This window comes from Heliobacterium chlorum (assembly GCF_014502795.1).
Taxonomy (GTDB): Bacteria; Bacillota; Desulfitobacteriia; order Heliobacteriales; family Heliobacteriaceae; genus Heliobacterium; species Heliobacterium chlorum.
Genome location: NZ_JACVHF010000006.1, coordinates 17,454 through 37,311, shown reverse-complemented (window position 1 = coordinate 37,311; position 19,858 = coordinate 17,454). Strand labels below are relative to the sequence as shown.

General features: G+C 49.9%; 16 protein-coding genes and 1 pseudogene. All 17 read left to right on the top strand.

What is annotated here, in order from left to right; genetic code table 11:
* Nucleotides 1-7: 7 nt before the first annotated feature.
* The 17 genes and pseudogenes from H1S01_RS08005 (at nt 8) to H1S01_RS07925 (ending at nt 19,749) form a co-directional block, all read left to right on the top strand.
* Nucleotides 8-385 carry a DUF8042 domain-containing protein gene (locus H1S01_RS08005; RefSeq protein ID WP_188039571.1) on the top strand — a complete coding sequence of 126 codons (378 nt, stop codon included), beginning with the start codon at nt 8-10 and terminating at the stop codon, nt 383-385.
* Nucleotides 386-390: 5 nt separating this feature from the next.
* On the top strand, nt 391-2,340 hold the full coding sequence (locus H1S01_RS08000; protein ID WP_188039570.1) for a motility associated factor glycosyltransferase family protein: 1,950 nt from the start codon (nt 391-393) through the stop codon (nt 2,338-2,340).
* 140 nt (nt 2,341-2,480) lie between these two features.
* Nucleotides 2,481-3,266: a basic amino acid ABC transporter substrate-binding protein gene (locus H1S01_RS07995; protein ID WP_188039569.1), complete on the top strand. Its 786-nt coding sequence runs from the start codon at nt 2,481-2,483 to the stop codon at nt 3,264-3,266.
* Between the two features lie 168 nt (nt 3,267-3,434).
* On the top strand, nt 3,435-4,100 hold the full coding sequence (locus tag H1S01_RS07990) for an amino acid ABC transporter permease (protein ID WP_188039568.1): 666 nt from the start codon (nt 3,435-3,437) through the stop codon (nt 4,098-4,100).
* 25 nt (nt 4,101-4,125) lie between these two features.
* Nucleotides 4,126-4,848 carry an amino acid ABC transporter ATP-binding protein gene (locus tag H1S01_RS07985; RefSeq protein ID WP_188039567.1) on the top strand — a complete coding sequence of 241 codons (723 nt, stop codon included), beginning with the start codon at nt 4,126-4,128 and terminating at the stop codon, nt 4,846-4,848.
* A 129-nt stretch (nt 4,849-4,977) separates the two neighbouring features.
* Nucleotides 4,978-6,891: a motility associated factor glycosyltransferase family protein gene (locus H1S01_RS07980; RefSeq protein WP_188039566.1), complete on the top strand. Its 1,914-nt coding sequence runs from the start codon at nt 4,978-4,980 to the stop codon at nt 6,889-6,891.
* 109 nt (nt 6,892-7,000) lie between these two features.
* Nucleotides 7,001-7,525 (top strand): ribosome hibernation-promoting factor, HPF/YfiA family, encoded by a 525-nt coding sequence (gene hpf, locus H1S01_RS07975; RefSeq protein ID WP_188039565.1) that lies wholly within the window; start codon nt 7,001-7,003, stop codon nt 7,523-7,525.
* Nucleotides 7,526-7,695: 170 nt separating this feature from the next.
* A complete protein-coding gene (gene secA, locus H1S01_RS07970) occupies nt 7,696-10,209 on the top strand; it encodes a preprotein translocase subunit SecA (protein ID WP_188039564.1) in 2,514 nt (837 codons plus the stop codon).
* Between the two features lie 24 nt (nt 10,210-10,233).
* Entirely contained in the window at nt 10,234-10,644 is a 411-nt protein-coding gene (locus H1S01_RS07965) for a hypothetical protein (protein WP_188039563.1), read from the top strand.
* Nucleotides 10,645-10,803: 159 nt separating this feature from the next.
* A protein-coding gene (gene prfB / locus H1S01_RS07960) for a peptide chain release factor 2 (RefSeq protein WP_188039562.1) occupies nt 10,804-11,920 on the top strand; the annotation gives its coding sequence in 2 pieces (ribosomal slippage) (nt 10,804-10,875 and nt 10,877-11,920; 1,116 coding nt in all).
* 215 nt (nt 11,921-12,135) lie between these two features.
* Entirely contained in the window at nt 12,136-12,954 is an 819-nt protein-coding gene (locus H1S01_RS07955; RefSeq protein ID WP_188039561.1) for a transketolase, read from the top strand.
* 13 nt (nt 12,955-12,967) lie between these two features.
* On the top strand, nt 12,968-13,906 hold the full coding sequence (locus H1S01_RS07950) for a transketolase family protein (RefSeq protein WP_188039560.1): 939 nt from the start codon (nt 12,968-12,970) through the stop codon (nt 13,904-13,906).
* 336 nt (nt 13,907-14,242) lie between these two features.
* Nucleotides 14,243-14,914, top strand: a pseudogene (ftsE, locus tag H1S01_RS07945) (cell division ATP-binding protein FtsE); the annotation flags it as partial.
* A 128-nt stretch (nt 14,915-15,042) separates the two neighbouring features.
* On the top strand, nt 15,043-15,930 hold the full coding sequence (gene ftsX / locus H1S01_RS07940) for a permease-like cell division protein FtsX (protein WP_155476730.1): 888 nt from the start codon (nt 15,043-15,045) through the stop codon (nt 15,928-15,930).
* Nucleotides 15,931-15,958: 28 nt separating this feature from the next.
* Nucleotides 15,959-17,131: a murein hydrolase activator EnvC family protein gene (locus tag H1S01_RS07935; protein WP_188039559.1), complete on the top strand. Its 1,173-nt coding sequence runs from the start codon at nt 15,959-15,961 to the stop codon at nt 17,129-17,131.
* A gap of 112 nt (nt 17,132-17,243) precedes the next feature.
* Entirely contained in the window at nt 17,244-18,416 is a 1,173-nt protein-coding gene (locus H1S01_RS07930; protein ID WP_188039558.1) for a S41 family peptidase, read from the top strand.
* Between the two features lie 34 nt (nt 18,417-18,450).
* Entirely contained in the window at nt 18,451-19,749 is a 1,299-nt protein-coding gene (locus H1S01_RS07925; RefSeq protein WP_188039557.1) for a PDZ domain-containing protein, read from the top strand.
* Nucleotides 19,750-19,858: the final 109 nt, after the last annotated feature.

Sequence of the window (19,858 nt, the reverse complement as noted above, 5' to 3'; positions counted from 1 at the left end):
CGGAAGTTTGAATAAATTGTTTAATGAAATTGCAGAATCAGGTACCGAATACTTGCCCCGATTGGTAGAAGGACTAGGGGAAGTGGCAGAATTTTTACGGCAAGGGAAAGAAAACGAGGGGATAGAACGATTGTCCCAGTCCCTTGAAGGGTTGGAATGGGTGCAGGCAGTCGTGAACGGTGTGCCTGTGCTATTGCAATCGGAGAATATTGACGTGCTGGAGACTCTAAAGACAGTCCTCGTTGAATTAGAGCAGGCGTGGTCGGACCAGGATCATACATCGCTGGCAGATCTCATCGAGTACGAACTTGTACCGTCACTAGAAAACCTTTATGAGTGGTTTTCTGAACAAATGATCCAGTTTAAAGAAACTCTAAGAGGTTGACAGGTATGTCTGAACAAGTGACTGATGAAAATTTTATCGGAACGATAACAGAGAGCCTTTGGAAAAAGAATCTGGATCATCTGAAGCAATATCGAATCGACCTGTTCGAACAGTTAACCGAAATGGCCCAACATCATGGGGTCACCCTTGATGCCTTGCGGGAGCGAGCCCTTGCGGAAGATACACACTTTCTACCTTGCAAACGCCGGGGATATACCTTAGTTAGGCAGCATGAGGGAAAGAAGATTTTCTTGCACAGCCAGTATGATTCGAGCCGCGAGGCGGAGGATTGGGCTGCTGAAAAACTTCGCGGTTACGATAAGGAAAAACAGGGCAAAGTCGATCATATCTTTCTGATGGGTATTGGTCTGGGATACCATCTGTTGGACTTGTGTCGACAAAAGGATACGGAAGGGCTTATTATTGCCTTTGAATCCAGGATAGAATACTTCGTTTATTCCTTGTCTATCAACGATTGGACATCGATTATAGAGAGCAATAAAGTTAAGCTGCTTTTTGGTTCTCCAGCAAAGGATTATCCGAAAACGATTGGCGATTGGCTTGATATTTATCATCTTGAATCGGTGCGGTTAGTTGATTATACGCCGGTGAAAAAGTGGGATGAGCCTTTTTATCAGGAAATAGCGAAGGAAATACTCGCTGTTATTAAACGTCTTGCTACTCAATTGCACACGATATTATTCTTTTCTGATTATTGGGTCGAAAATGTTTTGAGAAATCTTCCCCATGCCTTCAATGCGCCAGGTGCAGGGAATCTGTTTGGAAAGTTCGAAGGAATTCCAGCGATCGTTGTAGCAGCCGGACCGAGTCTAAGTAAGGTGTTACCGGAACTCCAAAAGTGGAAAGCCCACGCTATTCTAATCGCTGTCGATACAGCTATGAGGCCCCTCTTACAAGCGGGAATTGAGCCCGATTTTGTCGTTGCCATAGACGGATCCAAGCTTAACCATCGTCACTTTGAAGGCGTTCAGTGTAAAGCACCACTTATTTTTGACTTCACGACCTATTGGGAAATCTCCGACTCTTATATCGGACCCAGAATGATCAATTTTACAAGGGGAATATACAAACCTTTGTTTCCTCCGGATTTATTCGAACGTAATGTGATTGAATCAGGTCCCTCTGTCGCTCACGTGTCTTATCACTTTGCAAGACAAATGGGTTGTAACCCGGTGATCTTCGTTGGTCAGGATTTATGCTATGTCGATGGATTTACCCATGCAGAGGGGACCGCTCTGCGAAAAAAAGAAGAGCAAGGCGGAAAACTTATCTCCGTGGTGAACATGTATGGGGAAGCTGTAAATACGACGGGCCCTTTTATTATCTTTAAAGAGCAGTTTGAAACATACTTTGAGCTTTTCCCCAATACAAAAGTATATAATGCCAGTATTGGCGGATTATCGATCAAAGGTGCGCCAGAAGTACGATTAGAGAATATCCCTGAACTGAGTAACGATCCTCGATTGATAGAGGAGTCTCGTAAAAGAATTCAGGAAATGCAAAACAGAGGCCCTCTGATTGAAGAAAAAGAACCGATGATCGATGATTTACGAATAGTTCTTGAAGAAATGGATAAGGCAAAGGAGCTGTGTAAAAAAGGTCTGGAGCTCACCAAACAGATGTGGAAACTCTATGATGACTATGACTCTCCTGTATTCCAAAAAGAGATAGGCCAAATTCTCGATGATTTAGATAGCATTGATCAGGAGCTGAAACAGTTTACAAAAATCAATTGGTTGTTAGCATCGCCTTTTCAATGGCACTACTATGCTTTTTTCCGTCGTGCCGATGTCATGGTTGATGAAGAAGAATCTATATCAGGGAAAAAAGCGGCAGAGACGAGCCGGATTCTATATCAAACAATCGATCAGATGGTGAATAAATATTATAGTATTGTAGAGGAGTCCTTGGAGCGGATCATCGCGATCAACTAAACCCAATAAGCATGTAAATTTTTTAGCCTGCCTGCGCAGGCTTTTTTCTTTATAAAATCAATGCTTGTCCTTTCATGCACCGAGTTGTATAATTACGCTGAAATATGTTGTATTTTGTCGAATTAAGGGGGACGTTATCGTTGAAGAAGTGGATAAGAAACAGTATCGCTGGCATTCTTTGTTTAGGGTTACTGACGGCTGTAGCCGGATGTGGCAGCCAACCTGCGCAAACAAGTAAGGAAACTCCGAAAAAGGTTATCCGTGTCGCCACAGACGCCGCTTATGCCCCCTTTGAATGGAAAAATGAAAAAGGGGAAATCGTAGGATTTGACATCGATTTAGTCAAAGAGATTGGCAAAGAGATCAATGCGGACGTGCAATTCGTCGATACGCCTTTTGATGGGATTATTGCGTCCCTGGTAAACAACAATGTGGATATGCTCATCTCCGCCATGACGATCAACGATAAGCGCAAGCAATCGGTCGATTTCTCCAAGCCCTACTTCGTGGCTGTACAAGCGATCGCTGTAAAAGAAGGTTCGCCCGTTAAAGCCTTTGCCGACTTGAAAGACCGTAAAGTGGGTGTTCAAAACGCTACGACCGGTCAAGATGTCGTCGAGAAGCTGCTGGGAGCGAAGAGCCCGAAAATTGCCCGTTATGATACGACGCCGACCGCTTTGAACAGCTTGATCAATGGCGACGTAGAAGCCGTTGTCGCCGATAAGCCTGTCGTCCAACTCTTCTTGAAGAACAACCCTTCAGCCAAACTGGTACTGCTCGATGATGCCAGCTTTGAAAAAGAGGAATATGGGATCGCCGTTCAAAAAGGAAATTCGGAACTGCTGAATCAAGTGAACGGGGCTCTCGATAAGTTAGAGAAAAATGGCAAGGTCAAAGAAATCTCTGAAAAGTACCTGGGTAAATAAGCCAGCCTTATCGATAAAAAACTCTCTTTAGTAAGTGTCTTTTAGACTTTTGCTTAACTTGGTTGAACAAACCTACCGTAATCCTTAGGTTGAGGATGGGCGTCTCAGGAAACCACCTGTGGCGCCCATTTCCTTGTAATTACAGAAGTGGAGGAGCCGGTTCTAATCATGGATTTTCGCTGGCAAATCGTCTTAGATTATGCGGATATGTTCCTGGCAGGCGGATGGACCACTGTGAAAGTCACGGCGATCTCGGTCACAGTAGGTACGCTCATTGGACTGATCGTCGCTTTGGCTCGTATGACGAAAATGACTCCTGTTCGCTGGTTGGCTACCATTTATACGGATGTCATCCGTGGGACGCCCTTGCTGGTGCAGATTTTCATCGTTCACTTTGGTGCGCCGAAACTGCTAGGCTTCTCTTTGCAAGCCATGACATCGGGCCTGATTGCTTTGAGTATCAACTCCGGTGCGTATGTGGCAGAAATCTTCCGAGCGGGGATTCAGTCGATCGATAAAGGGCAGATGGAAGCCTCCCGTTCCCTGGGGATGAGTTATGCGCAAGCGATGCGATTCGTCATTCTGCCTCAAGCGTTCCGCCGGATTATTCCACCCCTCGGCAATGAGTTTATCGCTATGCTCAAGGATTCATCGCTGGTTTCGGTCATATCGCTGCCCGAATTAGCTATGGCGGGGCGGACCGTCGCCGGTGCGACCGCTCGTGTTTGGGAGGCCTGGCTTCCGGTTGCGGCTATATACTTGGTTTTGACGCTTATATTTACTCGGTTGGTGGCTTGGTACGAGGTAAAACTCGGTGTGCAAAACCACCGTTGATTAGCCGAAAAAGGAGCTTTCTGGCATGATTGAAATCAAAGGGTTGCATAAAAAATTCGGCTCACTGCACGTCTTGCGAGGTGTCGATCTTACCGTAAATGAGCGGGAAGTGGTCTGTATCATAGGTCCTTCTGGATCGGGAAAAAGCACTTTGCTTCGCTGTATCAATCACCTGGAAGAAGCGACAGAAGGCGAAATCCAGGTCGAAGGGATTCACCTGACTCATAAAGAGACCGATATCAACCGGGTACGGGCAGAAGTGGGTATGGTCTTTCAGCGATTTAACCTCTTTCCCCATATGACGGTTCTGCAGAACATCACCCTCGCTCCGGTACAAGTGAGAAAGATGACCAAAAACGAGGCAGAAGCGTTAGGGCGGAGCCTTTTGGCCAAGGTGGGATTATCGGAAAAGGAGACGGCTTATCCCGAACAATTGTCTGGCGGACAGCAGCAGCGGGTCGCTATCGCGCGTGCCTTAGCGATGAAGCCGAAGATCATGCTTTTTGACGAGCCCACATCGGCGCTCGACCCGGAGATGGTCGGCGAAGTATTAAATGTCATGAAGGATTTAGCCCGCGAAGGAATGACCATGGTCGTAGTCACCCATGAAATGGGCTTTGCTCGAGAAGTGGGCGATCGGGTGATTTTTATGGATGAAGGCGTGATCGTCGAACAAGGGGCACCGGAACAGATTTTTGGCAACCCCCGTCATGAGCGAACCCAGTCATTCTTAAGTAAAGTCCTGTAAGTTTTGTAATGATAATATTCTTGTTGCAGCAAGTTGAGGTATAATGAGGGCGCCGAAAGATAGGGCGCCCTTTTTATTTATCTGCCCGGACATGCCTTTTTTCAGGGAATAGTAAGGGAGGAAAGCACCATGACTTTCGTACCCCCCGCCTATACAAAGTTTCTCAATGAACAGATATTTCAGGGAAATATTCAGGCCTTAGCGACTGTGCAGCGTCCTTTGGCCGAACACATGGCTCAATATAAGCCGCCGCTAAATCAACCTTTTCGTGTCGAACCGACTCCCTCTGGTGACCTCACCTTAGCTTTTTCTGTGGACGATTATGAATGTTATCTGCATTCGAAGGAAGATCCCCAAGCAGAAGCCCGAAAATGGGTGTCCGAAGTCATGGGAGATCCTGCGAGTGCCTATGTCATTTTTGGGTTTGGTCTCGGTTATCCCTTACAGGTGCTGCGTCAGATTATCCCGCAACGGGCTAAGGTTCTCGTTTTTGAACAATCGATCGACGTTTTTTGGTTGGCTCTCTGGACGGTGGATTTACGAGTCCTATTGTCTGATCCGCGCTTTCGTTATGCCATCGCGATGGATGTTACATCGGTTCGGCCGATGATGTACAATATGAACTTTTCTTCATGGGATTCATTGACGGCACAGTTATATGAATTTAATCACCTGACCATGCTTTTCGATGAATACTACCGTGACGTCAGTCAATATCTAAAGGAGTATTTTGAATCTCAGCAGATTGAAGTCAATACGGAGCACTTTTTTGATCTTACCTGGACGTTGAATTTTTTGCGTAACCTACCGAAAGTATTAGAAGCAGCACCGGTTAGGCATCTTTTTGGGCGATTTGAGAATGTTCCTGCCGTCATTGTCGCAGCCGGTCCTTCCTTGGAGAAGAATATCGATCAATTGGCCGAGTTCGCCGTTCGCGGGGTGATTATCGCTACATCGCCAACGTTGCGTGCATTGTTGCAAAGGGGGATACGGCCCAATTTTGTAGTGATCATCGATGGTGATCCGGCCAATCTAAATTATTTCAAAGATTTGCCTAATGATGAAGTTCCCTTGGTCTTCGATGCGACGACCTATCCTTTCATCCTTCAGTCCTACCGGGGGGGAGGAAAACATTTTGTCCTTTTCGGTGCAGACAAAAAGCCTGTCTACAATGTGCTGGAGACGCATGTCGATATTACACAATCCATCGTGAATGTGGGTGGTTCAGTAGCCAACATGGGATTGAACCTGGCCTATCAGTTGGGATGCAACCCCATCGTCTTTGCCGGTCAGGATTTGGCCTTAACGAATCAAGTCACCCATTTCAGCGGGTATGACAACAGACGTGGTGTCGTCGACATCAATGATAAGAATCTAATTGAAACTGAGGATATATTCGGAGAAAAGATATACACACAATCTATATTGATGGCTTTTCGCGAGTGGTTTGAGTGGTTCATCACAGTGCACGCAGATCGTACCTACATCAATGCGACCGAAGGGGGCATCGGTATCCCCGGTGTGCCCAATCGTCCCTTGGTCGAAGTCATGGGAGATCTTCCGTCTATTATCGATCGCAGCCGCTTCGAATTAACGACTCACGAAGCCTTTATAAAAGGTGTCGGTGAACTGGAACGGGTGGTGAGGCCTGCCGCTGGTGAACTGGGCAAGCTGCGAACTCATCTGCAGACGATCGCTGCTGAATGCCGCAAAGGGGAGGAACTGGTAACTAGCCATCGCCGGTTCGTTCACAGCAAAATGGATGTAACAGACCGGTTTCTCCGATACTATAAGAAACTGGAGCAAATACAGCAACGCATCGAGGGAAACAAGTTCTCGATGGACTTCTTGCGTTTAGCCTTCCGGCCGGTACAAGGCATGATCGAACAATCGCTGGCTCTTCAGAATCCGACGAATGAACGAGAAGCGATCGGACAAGACTTAACCCGGGCTGAACTGTTTTTTAAGGAGATTGGCAGGCGGACAGCGTTAATTTTAGACCAAGTCGAGGAAACGCTTCAGGCCTTGGAACTGCGATTATGAGATAATTCGAACATTCCGCACTATTTTCTTTGATCCAGGCAGGAATTTCCGAGCCCTCTAGGGAATAATACTACAAGAACCGGTTACTACGCGAAGGAGCTGATGCCTGATGAACATCCAAGTTCGCGGAAAAAACATTGAAGTCACCAATGCCCTACGTGAGTATGTGGTCAAACGACTCTCCAAACTCGAAAAGTACTTCAACACCCTGGGCGGTGCCCGCGCGACCTTATCTGTCGAAGGGGATATGTCCAAAGTCGAGGTGACGGTCCCTGCCGGTGACCTGATCCTGCGGGCGGAAGAATCCCATCCCGACATGTATGCATCGATCGATCTGGTCTTTGAGAAGCTGGAAAAGCAGATTGATGCCCATAAAACGCGCCTTTCCCGCAAGCTGAAGGGCCATGGATTTAAGGAATTTGCTATCGAGAGCCGTGCAGAAGCGCACGAACCGAAGATCGTCCGTTCGAAACGGTTTGCCTTCAAACCGATGGACGTAGACGAAGCGGTCATGCAGATGAATCTGATCGGTCACAACTTCTTCGTCTTTGCCAACGCCGAGACGGAGCAGGTCAATGTGGTCTACCTCCGGAAAGACGGCAACTACGGTCTGATTGAACCGGAGTTTGACTGATATTTACCAGCAAGAAGAGGATTGACAGTACAAAAGAATATACCGGATTCTAAAAAGAGTGCCTCGTGCACTCTTTTTCTATGGTTCTTTTTCCCTTCCATTGCATCTGCCCGCAGCAGGGTGATAGAATATAGGTTGACGCAACGCGCCTTTGAAAGGAGTTATTATCTTTGTTTGGGTTTTTAAAGAAATTGCTCGATGATAACGCGAAAGAAGTTCGTAAGCTTAAAAAGATCGTCGATCAGATCAACTCGTGGGAGCCCGAATTTACAAGGCTCGACGATGCAGCGCTTCAATACAAAACTGTAGAGTTCCGCCAACGTATTGAGAATGGCGAGAGTTTGGACAGCCTACTTCCAGAAGCCTTCGCTACTGTCCGTGAAGCCTCTAAACGTGTCACCGGTATGCGCCATTTTGATGTCCAGCTGATCGGCGGCATGGTCCTTCACCAGGGGCGTATCGCTGAGATGAAGACCGGTGAAGGGAAGACGCTCGTCGCCACCTTGCCTTCCTATCTGAACGGGTTGACCGGTCGAGGCGTCCACGTCGTCACCGTCAACGACTACCTGGCCCGCCGGGATGCCGAGATGATGGGCCAGATCCATCGATTCCTCGGTCTGAAGGTCGGCCTGATCGTCCATGGACTTGATTTTGCCCAGCGCAGAGAGTCTTATGCTGCCGATATCACCTACGGTACGAACAACGAGTTCGGTTTCGACTACCTGCGGGATAACATGGTGAACCAGCCTCACCATATGGTCCAGCGGGAACTGAATTTTGCCATCGTCGACGAAGTGGACTCGATCTTAGTCGACGAAGCCCGGACACCGTTGATCATCTCCGGTCCTGCCGATAAACCGACTGAGAAATACTACACCGTGGCTCGGCTAATTCCCCGTTTGAAAAAAGAAGAAGACTATAAAGTCGACGAAAAAGCCCACTCGGTAACGCTGACCGAAGAAGGGGTCGAGAAAGTCGAGAAAATCCTCGGCATCGACAACTTAGCCGATAACATGGAATGGGCTCATCATGTCAACTGCGGCCTAAAGGCCTATGGCTTGATGAAGCGGGATAAGGATTATGTCGTCAAAGACGGCGAAGTCATCATCGTCGATGAATTCACCGGCCGTATGATGTTTGGTCGCCGCTACTCGGAAGGCTTGCACCAAGCTATCGAAGCGAAAGAAGGTCTGGTGATTCAGAACGAGTCCCAAACCTTGGCCACCATCACGCTGCAGAACTACTTCCGCATGTATAACAAACTGTCCGGTATGACCGGTACAGCGCGGACGGAAGAAGAAGAATTTATCGAGATCTACAAGATGGACGTCGTGGCCATCCCGACGAACAAACCGGTCGTCAGGGAAGACGTGCCTGATGTGGTCTACCGGACTGAGGAAGGCAAGTTCAACGCTGTCGTCGAAGACATCATTGAGGCTCACCAAAAGGGACAGCCGATTCTCGTCGGTACCGTCTCTATCGAAAAATCGGAACACCTTTCCGATAAACTGAAACGGCGCGGTGTTCCTCACCAAGTCTTGAACGCCAAATATCATGAAAAAGAAGCGGAAATCATTAAAAACGCCGGGCAGCGGGGCATGGTCACCATCGCCACGAACATGGCCGGCCGGGGGACAGACATCATCTTAGGTGAAGGCGTACCTGAAGCGGGCGGCTTGTTTGTGATCGGTACCGAGCGGCACGAGGCTCGCCGGATCGACAACCAGCTTCGCGGCCGTTCCGGACGTCAGGGCGACCCTGGTAAAAGCCGTTTCTACGTCTCCTTGGAAGATGACCTGATGCGCCTCTTCGGTGCCGAGAACATTCAAGGGTTGATGGATCGACTTGGCATGGACGATTCCATGCCTATCGAATCGGGGATGATCACCCGGGCGATCGAAAACGCCCAGCGCCGGGTAGAAGCGCGCAACTTTGATATCCGTAAACACGTGCTCAAATATGACGACGTGATGAACCAGCAACGGACCGTCATCTATGAACAGCGGCGCAAAGTGTTGGCTGGGGAAAATCTCAAGGAAACGGTCCAAGACTTTATCGACAAGCTCGTCTCCAGCATGATCGAACGGTTTGCCGGAGAAGAAAAATACGTCGAGAACTGGGATCTCCCGGCTATGGTCGCCTACGCAAAAGAACTCTTTTCCATCGAAGAAGTGATCGATCAGGAAGAGCTCTTGGATATGGAAAAGGAAGATATCCTCGACTTTTTCCAAGAGAAAGCCCAAGAGAGTTACGAACGGCGTGAGCGTGAACTTGGGGAAGAGACGCTCCGTGAACTGGAACGAATCATCCTGCTGCGTATCGTCGACGAGAACTGGATGGACCATCTCGATGCGATGGATCACCTTCGCCACGGCATCGGTCTGCGGGCTTACGGTCAAAAGGACCCCCTCGTGGAATATAAATACGAAGCCTTTAACATGTTCAACGACATGATCACGAACATCCAGGAAACGTTCCTGCGCTATATCTACCGGGTCAACGTGGTTGTCCAGCAGCCGCAGGCCACGGAGGAAGAATTGCTCCTGAAAAAAGCTCATGAAAACCGGTATGACGACGAACCGCAACAGCCTGTGAAAGGGGAACCGCAAACGGGCCGGAACGACCTGTGCCCCTGCGGCAGCGGGAAAAAGTATAAGAAGTGTTGCGGGCAGAAAAAGGGGTAGGCTCTTTCTAGGGAGTGAATGTTCATGAGTGAAAAGCTGCTCCTACAAATCCTGGCTGAAATACGGGACCTCAAGAGTGATGTCAATGAGATAAAAAGTGATATCGATGAGATTAAGAGTGAACTAACCGGGGTTAAAATCGATGTCAATGGTGTTAAAATTGACGTCAAAGGAATTAAAAGCGAACTCAATGGGGTTAAAGATCAGGTAAATGGAGTAAAGCAGCGACAAGATGAACTTTATAGCGTGACTAGAGCCATAGAAACCAATTTACAAACATCCACAGCAGAAATAAAGAAAATGAATGAGAGCATGAATGAGTTTGAAGGCTCGTTGTATCGTCTTGAAAAGACGGTTGCCGGAATTGCCTTAATTGGTTACCGGCACGAGGCGGACATCCATGAGCTTCGTAAGGAGATACGCGAAGCAAAATAAAAGTTAGCTTTGAGCGGCGTTAGAGCATAATCTGATCTATGCCGCTCAAAGATTTATTGGGAATTGTCCATTCAATTGCATCCCATTGCTATGGAACCGACATAATAGCTGCTCATAAAGTATGAGCGATGGTAACTTTGAATAAGGGAACGGTGTTACATGTTATATTCCGACGTAAAACGGGAATTAACGGCCTTGGAGACCGGGCTGGAAGATCTGAGGGCTTCTCTTTGACTTGTCTGTCAAGGAAGAGCGGATCGCTGAACTAGAGCTGATGATCACGGACCCGACCTTTTGGGAGGACCAAGAACTGGCCCAAAAGACGATGCAGGAACTGACGGGATTGAAAGACAAAGTCAAGTCCTTTCACGATCTCTATCAGAAATGGGAAGATCTCGGTGTCCTGCGGGAGTTGGGAGCAGAAGAAGAAGACCCCGATATTCTTCAAGAAATTGAAGAGGGTATCCAGGGAATCCAAGCGGAACTGGATCGCTGGCATCTTCAGTTATTGCTTAACGGACCCTATGACCGCAACAACGCTCTCGTCACCCTGCATGCCGGTGCCGGCGGAACTGAGGCCATGGACTGGAACGAGATGCTCATGCGCATGTACATTCGCTGGGGTGAGAAAAAGGGATATAAAGTTGACATCCTCGATTCCTTAGCTGGCGATGAAGCAGGTATGAAATCGGCGACCTTGTCCTTTTCCGGAGAAAACGCCTACGGCTATCTAAAAGGCGAAATGGGTGTTCACCGGCTGGTGCGCATTTCCCCTTTCGATGCGTCCGGGCGCCGTCACACCTCTTTTGCCTCTGTCGAAGTCTTGCCTGAAGTGAGTGACGATATCAACATCCAGATCAATGCAGAAGACTTAAAAGTGGACACTTTCCGCGCTAGCGGTGCCGGTGGTCAGCACGTCAACAAGACCGAGTCAGCCGTGCGCATCACGCACATACCGACGGGCATCGTCGTCGCCTGCCAAAGCGAGCGTTCTCAGATTCAAAACCGTGCGACGGCTATGCGGATGTTGCAAGCGAAGCTTTTTGAACGGCAGCGGCAGGAACAAGCCGACGAAGTGAACCGGCTCAAAGGGGATCAACAGGATATCGCCTTTGGCAGCCAAATTCGTTCTTACGTCTTTCACCCCTATAACCTCGTCAAAGATCACCGGACGAACTGCGAAGTCGGTGCTGTCTATAATGTGATGGACGGCGAGATCGACGATTTTGTCTCGGCATATATGATCTGGGCGTCCAAGCAAGAGAGCGCACAGTAAAACAGCAGTCATGCTCATAGGAACTCACATGTTCCGATTAGAGCCAGCGATATAATCCTAAAAAAGATGGAAAGCTAGCAACACGATAGGTTCTCGATGGAAAGCCAGGTTAAAACCTGGCTTTTTTTACACTCAAATCACTAATTCATGCAGGGAATTGGTTGAAAGGTGCAGAATATTAACAGGATGTCTTACAGGAGGGGAATGTTAACATTATGGAACAAGCGTTACAGCAGCGCCTGGAACAGACCGCCAGGCAGCTCCGGCGCCACATCATTTCCATGACCCACGGGGCCAGCAGCGGTCATCCCGGCGGTTCGCTGTCTGCTACCGATATAGTGACTGCGCTCTTTTTCCATGAGATGCGTGTAGATCCGCAAAACCCTCGTTGGCCTAGTCGTGACCGTTTCATTCTCAGCAAAGGTCACGCTGCCCCAGTCCTCTATGCGGCCCTCGCTGAAAAAGGCTTCTTCCCGGTGGAAGAACTGCCGAATCTGCGCCGCACCGGCCATTTTTTACAAGGCCACCCCGATATGAAGAAAGTCCCCGGTGTGGACATGTCCACCGGTTCGCTGGGACAAGGCATCTCGGCTGCCGTCGGAATGGCCCTTGCTCTGGAATTGGACAAGAGTGATGCCCGCGTCTGGGCTGTCCTCGGTGATGGAGAGCTCCAAGAAGGGCAAGTATGGGAAGCAGCGATGGCGGCTGCCCATTACAAGCTCGATCGCTTGACAGCATTTGTCGACCTCAACAAGCTCCAGATCGATGGTCCCGTAGAAAAAGTCATGTCTTGCCTTCCTGTGAAAGAAAAGTTCGAAGCTTTCGGCTGGAACGTCCTAGAGATCGACGGCCATTCCTTCGAACAGATCATCGACGCGATCGAACAAGCGAAGGCGACAAAAGGACGACCTACCTGCATTGTGGCCCACACCGTTAAGGGCAAAGGCGTTTCCTTCATGGAAAACCAGGTGGGATGGCACGGGTCGGCGCCCAATGCCGAACAAGCCCAACAAGCGCTGAAGGAACTGCAATAAGGGAGGTCCATCGATGACGAAAATCGCTACCCGCGATGCCTACGGACGCGCCCTGGCCCAACTGGGCGGCGAAAACCAGGACATCGTCGTACTTGATGCTGATTTGGCCAAATCGACCAAAACGATTGACTTTGCCAAAGTATATCCGGAACGGTTTTTCGATATGGGTATTGCCGAACAGAACCTCATCGGCGTGTCTGCCGGTCTGGCTGCGGCCGGCAAAATCCCCTTTGCCAGCACCTTTGCCATGTTCGCCACTGGGAGAGCCTTTGAACAGATACGCAACTCTGTCGCTTACCCTAAACTGAACGTCAAAATCGCCGCTACCCATGCGGGGATCTCCGTCGGGGAAGACGGTGCCTCCCACCAGACTGTGGAAGACATCGCCCTCATGCGGGCTATCCCCAACATGACCGTCGTCGTCCCTGCAGATGGCATCGAGACGGAAGCGGTCATCCGCTGGGCAGCCTCATACTCAGGGCCTGTCTACATCCGTTTGGGCCGGCTGGCTGTGCCGGTCTTGTACGATGAGAACTATCGCTTCGAATGGGGTAAAGCCGTAACCCTTTGCTCCGGCAAGGATGTGACCTTTATCGCCGCCGGCTTGATGGTCGCGATGGCGATGGAAGCGGCAGAGCTGTTGAGCGCTGAAGGCATTGAGGCGGAAGTGCTCAATATTCACACGATTAAACCGATCGACGCAGAGGCGATCTGTGCGAGCGTTCAACGGACCGGTGCTGTCGTCACAGCGGAAGAACACTCCATCATCGGCGGCCTCGGTTCCGCCGTCGCTGAAGTACTCGCCGAACACTACCCGGCACCGCTGGAACGGGTTGGCCTAAAGGATACCTTCGGCGAATCGGGTAAACCGAATGAACTCTTTGAAAAATACGGCCTGACAAAAGAGGCTCTCGTCGCAGCAGCGAAAAAAGCCGTCGGTCGGAAAAAATAACAACGCGTACAACAGGGCGAATACACATAATTGTAGAATCAGGGGTGTAATGACGAAGTGAGCGTTTTGGGCGGAACGGCGTCGAGAGCGAACGTTGCGAAGCGGAAAGTGCGCCACGGTTAACACGCAGAAAAGCCCAGAGTTTTGGCGCACTCGCGAAGCGACCGAGCGAACAGCCGTGGAGCCCTTAGCGAACGGAGTCATTACACCCCGATTTGCCACAAATGGTTCGTTCTTAACGTACACAGACCGTCAGAATCCACTATTTTCTCGAAATTGGAAAAAGGATATAGAATCTTTTTGTCGAACAACCTCCTGATGGGGGTTGTTATTTTTATGATACAGATGTTTAACGTCTCAAAAACGTATTCCAACGAGGTAAAGGCCCTTGTAGACGTAAACGTTCGTATACAAAAGGGAAGTTTCGTCTTTCTTGTCGGTCCTTCGGGAGCAGGAAAGTCGACCTTTATCAAATTGATCTTTCGCGAAGAAGCGCCGACTCGCGGCCAAATCCTTTTTGACGGAAAGTCTCTCGTCCGCATGCGTGAACGAGAGGTTCCTTACCTGCGCCGGCAAATCGGCGTCGTCTTTCAAGATTTTCGTCTGTTGCCGAATAAGACTATATATGACAACATCGCCTTTGCCATGGAGATCGTCGAAGCACCGACGAAGCGAATCCGCCAGCGCGTACCGCAGGTGTTGGAGATGGTGGGACTCGGTAAAAAAGGCAACCTCATGCCCCATCAATTATCTGGTGGAGAACAGCAGCGCGTATCTATCGCCCGGGCCATCGTCAACGAACCGATGTTGATCATCGCTGACGAACCAACGGGAAACCTCGACCCGGAGACGGCCACGGAAATTATGAACCTGCTCTTAGAAATCAACCGCCGCGGTACGACGATCATCATGGCTACCCATGCCAAGGATATCGTCGATAGCCTGCGACGCAGAGTCATTGCCCTGGAAAATGGGCGCATCGTCCGCGACGAAGAGCGGGGCAGCTACGAACAGGGGTCGAGCGCTTCTCTACCGGGTTCCCTAGCTCAAGGTGGATATATCCAACCGGGAGGTACCGTTCTACCCGGTAACAATTCACAGAGCCTTTATTCCCTGCAGGAACGGGGTGCCCTGCGATGAGAATGCGCACCGTAGGCTATTTTTTTCGGGAGTCCTTCCGCTCGCTTTGGAAGAACGGTTGGATGAGTATCGCATCCATCTCGACGGTAGCTATTTCCCTGCTGATCTTAGGGATTTCGCTGCTTTTGGTGATGAACTCCAATAATCTGGTGACGACGATGGAATCGGAACTGGAAGTTTTGGTTGCCATGCGCACCGATATTGATGCCAAGCAGATCCAAGCCGTGGGGGATAAACTCCGCAGTCATAGCAAAGTCAACGAGGTCACTTTTGTTTCTAAGAACGAAGCGATGGCGACCATGAAAAAGCAACTCGGTGACCGCAGCGATATGTTCAAAGCCCTGGGGGATGCAAACCCATTTCCCGATATGTACCGGGTGAAAGCGAAAGATCCCAACGATGTGAGTAGCCTGGCCGAAGAATTCAACAAGTATCCCGGCGTAGAAAAAGTTCGCTACGGTCAGGGGTTCGTCGAGAAATTGCTCAGTCTGACCGAGTGGATCCGCATGGTCGGCTTGTCGATCATGTTCCTGATCGGGGCCGCATCGGTTTTTTTAATCTCTACGACCATCCGGTTAACGGTCTTTGCCAGGCGTAAAGAGATCAACATCATGAAATTCGTCGGTGCAACCAACTGGTTTATTCGCTGGCCTTTTTTGCTGGAGGGGACCTTTTTGGGCCTCTTTGGCTCCCTCATCGCCGTTGGATTGCTTTACGGCATCTATGCGCCGGTCACGACCTATGTAGAATCGTCCCTGCCTTTTGTGCCGCTGCGCTCAGATGCCTCTTTCCTGATGACCATCTTTGAGATCGTCATGGGAACCGGTATCCTCATTGGTGCCATGGGTAGTGTCATTTCCTTGCGGAAGTTTTTGAAAGTATGATGACTCCATGCAAAAAGGAGTGGCTCCTTTGAAGCAAAACCTATCCCGTCTGGTGCTGGGGGGAGTAGCGATAGCCTGTTTATCGGGGCTTTTTATCTACAGCGCTCAGACGATTCCTATCAAAGCGGCGTCGGCAGACCAGTTGGAAGATGCCCAGCAGGAACTGCAGCAGCGGCAGGCCAACATCGAAAACACCCGCCGGGAACTGCGCGAAAAGGTCCAGCAGGAAAACAGTGTTCTCGGGAAACTATCGACGGTCAACCGGGAAATGAACAATACCCAAATGGCCATCAATGACCTGAACAGTCAGACGCGAAATGTAGAAACAGCCATTCAGCAGGCTCAGAAGGAGATCGCTGAAGCCCAAAAGCGCCAAGGAACTCAACTGGATCTCCTTAAGGCTCGCATGAAAGATATCTATATTAACGGGAACGTCTCTTACCTGGAAGTGGTGCTGCAGGCGAACAGCATCACCGACTTTTTAACCCGCATGGACCTGATGGAAAAGGTCGTTCAACGGGATGCTCAATTGATTCATGAGATTGAAGCGGAACAGAAGACGATTGAAGCTCGCAAAGCCGATTTGGAACTTCGTAGACAAGAACTGGCCCAGATCAAGGCTCGTATGGAAGAACAACGGTCCCGCTTAGCGGCTCAGAGTGAGGAACAAAAGGTAGTCCTCGCACAAGTACGTGAACAAAAAGATAGTATCGCTGAAATGCTCGACGCGGAAGAAGCTGCATCGCAACGGTTGGAAGCGAGAATTCGCAGCTTGCAGAGCAAAACGAACCGCCCCAGTATGACCCAAGGAACGTGGGGTTATCCCTTGGAAAACTATGCTCCTGTTACATCTTCCTACGGGCCGCGATACCACCCAGTGAGAAAGAAAAACAGCTATCATACGGGTGTTGACCTTGGTGCTCCTGCCGGCGCGTCCATTCTGGCGACGAACAGCGGTGTCGTCATCGTCGCTGGTTATGACTATGCCTACGGAAACTGTGTGGTCATCGATCACGGCGGCGGAATTACGACGCTCTATGGGCATATGTCTTCGCTTGGTGTCTCGGAAGGACAAACTGTCCAAAAAGGCGATTTTATCGGTAAGGTAGGATCGACGGGATTGAGCACGGGACCGCACTTGCACTATGAAGTCCGGATAAACGGATCTCATACTAACCCGATGGGGTACATCGGGGGATAATTGCCGGAATGATTTAAACTCAGCTTGTTGTATATCTAGCACTAAAAGCGTATAGAGTTTAGAGGAACAGAACTTTTGTGTGGCTCATTTTGGAATAAGGTGGTTGAATTCATTGGCTGGTCGTCGTAGAGGGCTTGTCATCGCCGCAGCCCTGGTCATCATCGTTAGTGTATTGACAACAGCTTCCCTGGCTGTGGCGGTGATAGGAAACTATCAACATCTGGGCCGTCTCGTGAACGTCGTCCGGCTCGTGACAAGCGAATATTTGGAACCGACCTCTTTTTCCACCCTTGTGGACGGGGCCATGAAGGGCATGGTTGCCTCCCTAAAAGACCCCTATTCAACCTATCTCGAACCGGACGAATACAAACAGCTTTTCGATCAGATCCAGGGAAGTTTTAGCGGTATCGGAGTCTACGTCAGCAAAAAAGATCAAAATAAGATCGTCGTCGTTTCGCCCATCAAAGGTGGACCGGCGGAACGGGTCGGCATCAAAGCCGGTGACGTCATCGTCAAGGTCGATGGGGAAGAAGTGGCCAATATGGATGTGGATCTGGCCGTTTCGAAAATCAAAGGGCCCGAAGGATCTAACGTTAACTTGACTGTGTTCCGGGAGAGCACGAAAAACTTCCTTGAATTCGCAGTGCCCCGTGAGAAAGTGAACATCCCTGTCGTAACGGCTGAGTTGGCCAAAGGGGACAACCGCATCGGTGTATTGCGCATCACTCAATTCAACAAAACAGCGGCTGCGGAAGTCGACAAAGCCATCCGAGCATTCCAGGATCAGCATGTAAAAGGCATCATCCTTGACCTGCGCGATAATCCCGGCGGTGAATTAGAATCGGCCGTAGACATCGCTTCCAACTTTGTTCCGCAAGGTCCTGTCGTCAAGGTGGTCAATCGCAACGGAGAAACAGAAGTTTACCAATCGACCCGCAATCAAGTCATGCTCCCGCTGGCCGTACTGATCAACGGCGGTTCCGCGAGCGCTTCGGAGATCGTGGCTGGTGCGATCAAAGACTATGGCACCGGGACTATGATCGGTTCGAAGAGCTTTGGCAAGGGCATTGTCCAATCGGTGATCCCCTTGGATGGCGGTGCTGCCGTCAAGTTGACAACAGCCAAATACTTGACACCGAAAGGCAACGATATTCATAAAATCGGTATCGAACCGGATTTCAAAGTAGAGCCCGAGAAGAATGAAACTCCCCATGTTGCTGGTACGGAAGATAACGATACCGTCTTCAACAAAGGTGTCGAGGTCGTTCGTTCGATGATGAGATAAGGTGACCTGATTACAAAAAAAGGCTGGCTTAACTATGGTCGACTTCAATGGATGGGACCTTCTGAATACGATCATCCAAGGTTTTGAAATACTGTTGCTTTACCCTCTGGAATACCCAACTTTTTGGGTATTCCTTTTGATCATTGCGCTCCTTTACCGGCGTCAACTGCGGATGAAATCAGAACTGTTTCAAGTAAAAACGGAAAATGTGTGGCATTCTGTCTTTTCATCAGCGATGTATGGTCTGGTTGGCGGATTCATCGGGTCCTTCTTGATGATTCTCTTTGGGGTTACGATCGTCGAATCGGGGTTTCTCTATCTCTTACCCGTCGCCATCGCACTGGCTTTGATCAACACCCGGTATATGTGTTACGCCTATGCCGGCGGAGTCATCTCCCTGGCGGCGATCTTTCTCGGGTGGACGGAAGTCAGCGTAGTGCAAATCATGGGGCTCGTGGCCATCTTGCATCTTGTTGAGGCCGTTCTGATGTTTTTGTCGGGCCACCGAGACAGTTTACCTGTTTATGTGGCCCATCGCCGGGGAATGACCGTCGGGGGATATCACCTGCAAAGCTTCTGGCCGATTCCCTTGGTCGTATTGACGATGGTCGCGATTCCCCATAACAGCGGTATTCCTTTTCAAGAGATCTCTACGCCCGGTTGGTGGCCGCTGATCAGCCCTCCAGACATCCCCTACAATCCGGCTGTGGAATCGGTGGTGCTCAGCCCATTGCCCTTAGTGGCCTTACTCGGCTATGGTGACCTGGCTCTCGTTCGCCAACCCCGAGTTCATTGCCGGCGATCGTCTCTGATGCTGGCCGGCTACAGCTTGATTCTGCTCTCCCTGGTCGTGCTGGCTTCCCATATACCCATGCTGTCCCTGTTGCCAGCCCTTTTTGGGCCCCTCGGCCATGAGGCATTGATTCTCTGGACAAAGCGGCGCGAGATGCAGGGCACTCCCCTTTATGTGACCTCCCCCAGGGGTCTGAAGATCCTCGATGTAGGCGATGGCTCTCCAGCTGAAAAGGCGGGCCTTCGAGCCGGAGATCTCTTAGGCAGCGTCAACGGCCTTCCCGTGCGTTCCCGCAGAGATCTAGCTGTCTCGCTTTCCTGGTCGCCGGCTCAAGTGGAGATGGAATTCCTGCCTGGTGGGACCGGAGGTGTCTGGAAAAGGGCGACCGCGATCAAAGGATGGAATGAATCGCTCGGTCTGATTCCCGTACCCGATCCGGAAGATCCACCGTTGATTCGGTTTGAGGGAGTCGGGCTATTCGGAAACTTGTGGAGGAACTGGAGCCAACGGTTTTTTCGGCGGAATCGAGATAAACCATAACAAACGTTCACGGCCCACAAAAAAATCGCCCCAGTCTTATCCTAAATAGATAAGGCGGAGGGCGATTTTTCCATTTCTTAAGGCTTTTTTTCAACGCCACAGAAGTTGG